The sequence below is a fragment of the Trichococcus sp. ES5 genome, assembly GCF_900067165.1.
In the GTDB taxonomy this organism is placed as follows: domain Bacteria; phylum Bacillota; class Bacilli; order Lactobacillales; family Aerococcaceae; genus Trichococcus; species Trichococcus flocculiformis.
In genome coordinates this window covers 90,360-97,153 of sequence record NZ_FJND01000011.1, presented here as the reverse complement: position 1 = coordinate 97,153, position 6,794 = coordinate 90,360, and the positions used below count along the sequence as shown (strand labels likewise).

The window sequence follows — 6,794 nt, the reverse complement described above, 5'->3', positions numbered from 1 at the left end:
CCTGGAGGTTTAGCTCAGCTGGGAGAGCGTCTGCCTTACAAGCAGGATGTCGGCGGTTCGATCCCGTCAACCTCCATTGGTTCCGTGGTGTAGGGGTCAACATGCCTGCCTGTCACGCAGGAGATCGCGGGTTCAAATCCCGTCGGAGCCGTTTTTACAATTTTATTCTGGTCTGATAGCTCAGTTGGTAGAGCACTTGATTGAAGCTCAAGGTGTCGGCGGTTCGAATCCGTCTCGGACCATTTTTTTATATGATGGAGGGATAGCGAAGTGGCTAAACGCGGCGGACTGTAAATCCGCTCTTTCGGGTTCGGCAGTTCGAATCTGCCTCCCTCCATTCTTATGATGGCGATCGTGGCGAAGTGGTTAACGCACCGGTTTGTGGATCCGGCATTCGTGGGTTCAATTCCCATCGGTCGCCCTCTTTATTGGGCTATCGCCAAGCGGTAAGGCAACAGACTTTGACTCTGTCATTCGTTGGTTCGAATCCAGCTAGCCCAGTTTTTTCAAACATTTTCAAATAGCAACATCTCGGCGGTATAGCCAAGTGGTAAGGCACAGGTCTGCAAAACCTCTATCACCGGTTCAAATCCGGTTACCGCCTTTCCATGAGTAAGATGGAAAATTGCATTCTTCATATCATGCCGGCGTGGCGGAATTGGCAGACGCGCTGGACTCAAAATCCAGTGCCCGCAAGGGCGTGCCGGTTCGACCCCGGCCGCCGGTATCACACAAAACAGGCTCCTGACGATGACATCATCGTTGGAAGCCTGTTTTTTTGCATAGTTACACCCGAAACTGAAAGGAATATTTGAAATTGTTTCATTTTAAGTATATAATTCGTTGTAACTTACAAAAAGAAACTCACTATCTATGAGGTGGAAAAGATGCTGACCAAAGAAGAATTGCCGTTCTGCCCGGTTGCGACAACCGTCGATCTGATCGGAAATAAATGGAAACTGCTGATAATGCGCGAATTATTGACGGGAACCAAGCGTTTTAATGAAATGCACCGATTGGTTGATGGCATCAGCCAAAAAGTATTGACTGAAAATCTCCGGAAAATGGAGTCTGATGGGATTGTTAAACGGGAAGTATTTCCTGAAGTGCCACCCCGCGTGGAATATTCATTAACCGATCTTGGTGACTCCCTAAGACCGATCATCAACAGCATGAGTGATTGGGGAACGGATTATATCAAAAATAATCTCTTGGAACAAAAATAAGCCAGCACAGGAAGTAGGAAAGCGGGTTGCAAATCCGACCTTTTCTGTGATCCCATACGGGTGCCAAAAGTTGTATCATTTCCATACTCCCTTTTGAAGCGTTATAATGCTTCAAAAGGGATTTTTTTTACAATTTTTTGTTGTAGGTATCATTGTAGCTGTAGCTTACAAAAAGGTAAGTACCTGATAAAAAAGTGCGTACTTTTGTAAGGGCATCTTTAAAGATATAGTAAGAGTATGGAAATCCATCCATAAGTATGGAAAGGGAGAAACATCATTGAGGTGTTAAGCAAGTCAGACACGCACGAAGGCCATCATGATGATATTGCTTGTGCGAAGAAGCTGGCTCAGCGGTAATTTTCGGTGCGCGTGTGTTGAAGGAGGCGGAATGCAGGTCATGATAGATCCTTTATTGGTATTTACAACAATCTTTGATACTGACATTAAGATTGCCATTATGTACCTGTTCCTTTACTACCCGACCATGAGCTGCAATGATATCGTCCGCTTGACTGGCGAGAAAAAAGAAAATGTGGCCAGCAGTCTGTGGCGACTGCAAGTGGACACGATTGTGGTCAATCAGATGGAAGGGGACAGGCAGTGCTATTATTCCTTGACGAGCAGCGGCACCGCCAGCTTGAAGATATTTAGCGAGGCGGCAAACGTTTCGGATCAATGTTTGAAGTGAAAGGAGGGCCAACATGCTAATTGATGACATACTGCAATACTTTCAAGAGAATTTTAGTCAATATTTGATTTACGTTTATCAGCACCTTGGATTGAGTATCCAAGCGATCGGCATTTCATGTCTGATTGGCATTCCACTGGGATACATCAGCCACAAGCACCGGAAGCTCAGTCAGATGATCACCCTCAGTTCTCAAGTCTTGAGGATTATCCCCAGTTTGGCGGTCCTCTTTTTATTGATCTCTTTCATAGGCGTCGGAAGGGCTCCAGCGTTGATCGCATTGGTGTTGTTGGGAATTCCGCCGATTTTGGTCAATACAACGGTCGGATTCCTGGAAGTTTCTGCTGTGATGATCGAAACGGGAAAGGGTTTGGGGATGACCGATTGGGAGCTCTTGAAAAGGGTGAAGATTCCGCTGGCTTTTCCTTTTGTGATGACCGGTGTGAAGCTAGCGTTGGTGGAAATCATATCGAGTGCGACGTTGGCTACATACATCGGGGCTGGCGGTTTGGGAACATTGATTTTTACAGGATTGGGTTTGAACAGGATGGATTTGCTTCTCATTGGAGGAGTATCGGTAGCGATGATTGCCTTCACGACAAGCATCTTTCTTGATTACATAATTAAAAGGAGCATCAATTAAATGAAAAGAAAAAATATCATCAGTACGATTGCAATGTTGGCCGTAACACTTATGGTCTCAGGTTGTTCAGGCCTGACTGGCGGAAGCGATAGCAGCACGGAAGATACAGCCATCCGCGTGGGCTCAAAGGACTTCACCGAAAACTTGGTTGTTTCGGAAATTTATGCATTGGCTTTGGAGGATGCCGGGTATGAGGTTGAACGGATCCCGAATATCGCCAGTTCGGTCATCCACACATCGATCACCAATGATGAAATCGATCTTTATCCGGAGTATACAGGTACAGGTCTGTTGGTAGTATTGGAAATGGAGATGGAAACCGACCCTCAAAAAGTCTATGATACAATCAAAGCAGAATACGATGAGCAGTTCGATCTGACTTGGTTGGATTATGCGCAAGCCAACGACAGCGCCGGGCTGGTAATCAAAACGAGCGTAGCCGAAAAATACGGCATTGAGACCATTTCCGATCTGCAGGAAAATGCTTCAGAGCTGCGTTTTGCATCCCAAGGTGAATTCGATCTGAGGGAAGATGGCCTTCCTGGTTTGACCAAAGCATACGGAGAATTCAATTGGAAGAGTTCGACAGTCTACGACAACAGTTTGAAATATGAAGTCTTGAAAAATGATGAAGCGGATGTCGCTCCGGCCTATACGACAGAAGGACAACTGACAAATAAAGAAGAATTTACCGTCTTGGTGGATGATAAAAAATTCTGGCCGCCTTATAACTTGGCTCCAGTAATCCGAAATGAAGTGTTGGAAGTGAATCCTGACATTGCGGAAATTCTGAACAACATCAGCAGTACTTTGGATACGGAGACTATGACGAATCTGAATGCTAAAGTGGACGTCGATGGACAAGAATATGAAGCGGTCGCGAAAGAGTACTTTGATTCGATAAAATAAGGAGGCGTTGAGGCCGCATGGAGCAAACCGCGATAGAATTCAAAAATGTGACGAAGCTCTACGGGGAAGGGGGCACGAAGGCAGTCGATGATATCTCTTTTGAAATTAAGGAGGGGGAGTTCATCACTGTCCTGGGTTCTTCCGGCTCCGGCAAAACGACGACTTTAAAAATGATCAACCGGTTGATCCGTGAAGATGAAGGGAACATAACCTTCTTCGGAGAGGACATCAGCGGAATGAACGAAGTGGATCTTAGACGGAAAATCGGTTATGTCGTCCAACAAATCGGTCTGTTTCCGCACATGACCGTTGCCCAAAACATCGCGACAGTCCCGGAACTGCTGAAGTGGGACAAGAAGGAAATCCAAGCCCGCGTCAAAGAATTGCTGGAGCTTGTCCAACTGGATCCGAATGTGTTTGCCGACAGAAAGCCGAAACAATTATCCGGCGGTCAGCAACAGCGTATCGGCGTTGCGAGGGCGCTTGCCGCCAATCCGAAAGTGATGCTGCTGGATGAACCATTTGGAGCGGTCGATGCGATCACGCGCCTACAACTGCAGAATGAACTGCAAAAGATCCACAAAGAATTGGGAGACAAAACCTTTGTGCTGGTCACCCACGACATCAATGAGGCGTTCAAGCTGGGGACGAGAGTGCTGGTAATGGACAAAGGCAAGATTTGTCAATTTGATGCACCGAGGGAAATCATGCGCAATCCGAAAACGGAGTTTGTCGCAAATTTGATTGCCACCGTAAAGGAACAAGAGGCATTTTGGAGTGAGCTGAAATGATTGCATACTGGAATACTTACCATGAAAAACTGTTGCTTGCCACGATGCAGCATATCGAATTAGTGGGGACGACGCTGACGATCGCCATCCTCATCGCTAGTGGCATAATCCTGGCCTGCATGCATCAGGAACGCGTGATGAACGGCTTGATCTATCTGACCTCTTTGCTTTATTCGATCCCGAGTCTTGCTCTATTTGCCATCTTGATTCCGTTGACGGGACTGGGAAGGAACACGGCCATCATCGTATTGGTGATTTATTGCCAATATGTCCTGTTGCGCAGTTTTTCCGCAGGGATCAAGGAGATCGATCCGACAATCATCGAAGCCGCTGTAGGGATGGGCATGACGAGGAATCAAATGTTCCGGAAAATCCAACTGCCGTTGGCAATGTCATCAATCATCGCAGGGATACGGATCGCTGCGACCTCCACAATCGGCATCGCAACCATCGCCGCAACGATCAATGCGGGCGGGTTGGGAACTGTCCTTTTCGATGGCTTGCGGACATTCAGCGTCGTAAAACTGTTGTGGGGTACTGTGCTGTCGATGTTGTTGTGTCTGCTTGTCAATGTCATCCTGTACTTACTTGAGAACGCGTTGCGACGGAGATTTGCCTGATCTTTTCAAAGGAGTGGTCGCTTGAGTGATATCTGGAACCCGTTGCACGGCTGCAAAAAGGTCAGCCCGGGATGCCAAAATTGTTATATGTTTCATTTGGATAGTCAACGAGGAAAAGATGGCGCGCTGATTTATAAAGTCCAGAGCAGCTTCGATCGACCGTTGAAAAGAAACCGGCGCGGCGACTTTGTCATACCTCCTGGTTCCACGATACGCGTCTGCATGACTTCTGACTTCTTTCTTGAGGAAGCGGACGAGTGGCGCGGGGAAGTCTGGAAGATGATTGAGAAGCGTTCGGACGTGCTGTTCTACTTGTTGACGAAAAGAATCGAACGCGTGAAAGATTGCCTTCCTGAAAATTGGGGAGACGGTTGGGAAAACGTGTGGATGAATGTCTCTGCCGAAAACCAAAAGATGGCCGATAGGCGGATCCCGGTACTCCTGGATCTGCCTTTCAAACACCGAGGCATCATGGCCGCACCGTTGATCGGCGAAATCGACTTGACGAAGCATTTGTCGTCCGGAAAAATCGAACGCGTCATCGTTGGCGGGGAAAACTATGATGGGGCAAGGGAATGCCATTATGAATGGGTGCACAGGATGCACCAAGATTGCGTGGACCAGCATGTGAACTTCGAATTCATCGAAACCGGGAATCATTTTGTGAAGAACGGACGGAAGTATGAAATTTTGGACAAAAGAAAGCAGCAGGAGCAGGCAAAGAAATCCGGCCTGTCTTATGAAGGGCGTGCGGTTTCGGTTCAACTGACGGAGGTTGCCCAGGGCGAATCGGTGCCGCTTTTTCAAACAGATGCCGTGACTTTGTGCGACTCCTATGCCTACAAGAAATTTTGCGGTACGCAATCGGGAATACCCAGCTGCATGCTGTCGCTATGAAAATAAGAAAGGAAGTCGGAGAAATGAAGGCAGTCGTAGTGCATGAAGCGGGCGGACCGGAAAAACTGGTGCATCAGGAAGTTCCGCTTCCGGAAATCCGGGAAGGCTGGTCTCTCGTGAAGGTCATGGGCTTCGGCATCAACCATTCGGAAATCTTTACGCGGGAGGGGAAATCCCCCTCGGTCAAATTTCCCCGCATTTTAGGGATTGAATGCGTAGGGATAGTGGAGCGTTCGAGCGACGAAGAAAAATTGCCGCTCGGTCAAAAAGTGGTGTCGATCATGGGGGAAATGGGGAGAGCCTTCGACGGGAGTTATGCGGAATATGCCCTGTTGCCGGATGACCAAATCTATCCAGTCCACACCAATTTGCCTTGGTCCCAATTGGCGGCCCTTCCGGAAACCTACTATACGGCTTTCGGTTCCATGAAGAATCTGCGGATCCAAGCATCCGATCAGGTTTTGGTTCGGGGGGCAACGAGCGGTGTCGGGGTTGCCTTTGCCAAGTTGGTCAAAGCCCAATTCCCGGATATCCGGATTTATGGGAGCACGCGGAAAGCCGAAAAGGGTGAGAGATTGAAAGAAGCCGGCTTCACCGACTACGTCGAAGACCGCAACGGCGTGTTGGAAACGGAAGAGACTTTCGACAAAATTCTGGAATTGATCGGCCCTGCGACGATCAAGGACAGCCTTTCCCATATCCGGGAAGGCGGCGTTGTCTGCAGCACCGGTCAACTGGGCGGGAAATGGTTCCTGGAGGATTTCGATCCCATCATGGAATTGAAGCATAACAGCTACTTGACTACTTTCCATTCGAGTGACGTCTCCGGCGAGAAGGTGAATGAACTGCTGGAGTACATTGAAGAAAAAGGCATTGCTGTGGATCCCGAGCGAGTCTTCCCGCTCGAAGAGGTTGCCCAAGCCCATGCCTTTTTGCAGAGCCAGGACAGTTTCGGAAAAGCCATTGTGTTGGATCCGAGCGCTGCGGGAGAGAAAGCTTCAGAATAGGGTTGCGTTTCCG

General features: G+C 48.2%; 8 protein-coding genes and 8 tRNA genes. All 16 read left to right on the top strand.

The features are described 5' to 3' along the window. Window positions 1-3 precede the first annotated feature (3 nt). The 16 genes from TES5_RS09745 to TES5_RS09670 all read left to right on the top strand — a co-directional run bounded on the left by TES5_RS09745 (window position 4) and on the right by TES5_RS09670 (window position 6,781). A tRNA-Val gene (locus tag TES5_RS09745) sits at window positions 4-76 on the top strand. A 2-nt stretch (window positions 77-78) separates the two neighbouring features. After that, window positions 79-151: transfer RNA gene (locus tag TES5_RS09740), tRNA-Asp, on the top strand. 18 nt (window positions 152-169) lie between these two features. Further along, window positions 170-242: transfer RNA gene (locus tag TES5_RS09735), tRNA-Phe, on the top strand. A gap of 14 nt (window positions 243-256) precedes the next feature. Continuing rightward, window positions 257-337, top strand: a tRNA-Tyr gene (locus TES5_RS09730). A gap of 11 nt (window positions 338-348) precedes the next feature. Next, window positions 349-421, top strand: a tRNA-His gene (locus tag TES5_RS09725). An 8-nt stretch (window positions 422-429) separates the two neighbouring features. Beyond that, window positions 430-501, top strand: a tRNA-Gln gene (locus tag TES5_RS09720). A gap of 32 nt (window positions 502-533) precedes the next feature. After that, window positions 534-604 (top strand) — tRNA-Cys (locus TES5_RS09715). A gap of 39 nt (window positions 605-643) precedes the next feature. Beyond that, a tRNA-Leu gene (locus tag TES5_RS09710) sits at window positions 644-727 on the top strand. Window positions 728-887: 160 nt separating this feature from the next. Beyond that, a complete protein-coding gene (locus tag TES5_RS09705) occupies window positions 888-1,226 on the top strand; it encodes a winged helix-turn-helix transcriptional regulator (protein WP_068561675.1) in 339 nt (112 codons plus the stop codon). 397 nt (window positions 1,227-1,623) lie between these two features. Next, on the top strand, window positions 1,624-1,914 hold the full coding sequence (locus TES5_RS09700; protein ID WP_143148215.1) for a hypothetical protein: 291 nt from the start codon (window positions 1,624-1,626) through the stop codon (window positions 1,912-1,914). 13 nt (window positions 1,915-1,927) lie between these two features. After that, a complete protein-coding gene (locus TES5_RS15585) occupies window positions 1,928-2,557 on the top strand; it encodes an ABC transporter permease (protein ID WP_068561673.1) in 630 nt (209 codons plus the stop codon). Then, window positions 2,558-3,466, top strand: a complete 909-nt coding sequence (locus tag TES5_RS15580; RefSeq protein ID WP_068561672.1) for a glycine betaine ABC transporter substrate-binding protein — start codon at window positions 2,558-2,560, stop codon at window positions 3,464-3,466. Window positions 3,467-3,483: 17 nt separating this feature from the next. Then, window positions 3,484-4,257, top strand: coding sequence for an ABC transporter ATP-binding protein (locus TES5_RS09685; protein ID WP_068561671.1), 774 nt, complete (start codon window positions 3,484-3,486; stop codon window positions 4,255-4,257). Then, entirely contained in the window at window positions 4,254-4,877 is a 624-nt protein-coding gene (locus TES5_RS09680; RefSeq protein WP_068561670.1) for an ABC transporter permease, read from the top strand. Before TES5_RS09685 ends, TES5_RS09680 begins: the two co-directional genes overlap by 4 nt. Window positions 4,878-4,898: 21 nt before the next feature. Next, entirely contained in the window at window positions 4,899-5,774 is an 876-nt protein-coding gene (locus TES5_RS09675) for a DUF5131 family protein (protein WP_068561669.1), read from the top strand. Window positions 5,775-5,797: 23 nt separating this feature from the next. After that, window positions 5,798-6,781, top strand: a complete 984-nt coding sequence (locus TES5_RS09670; protein ID WP_068561668.1) for a zinc-binding dehydrogenase — start codon at window positions 5,798-5,800, stop codon at window positions 6,779-6,781. The last annotated feature ends 13 nt before the right edge of the window (window positions 6,782-6,794 follow it).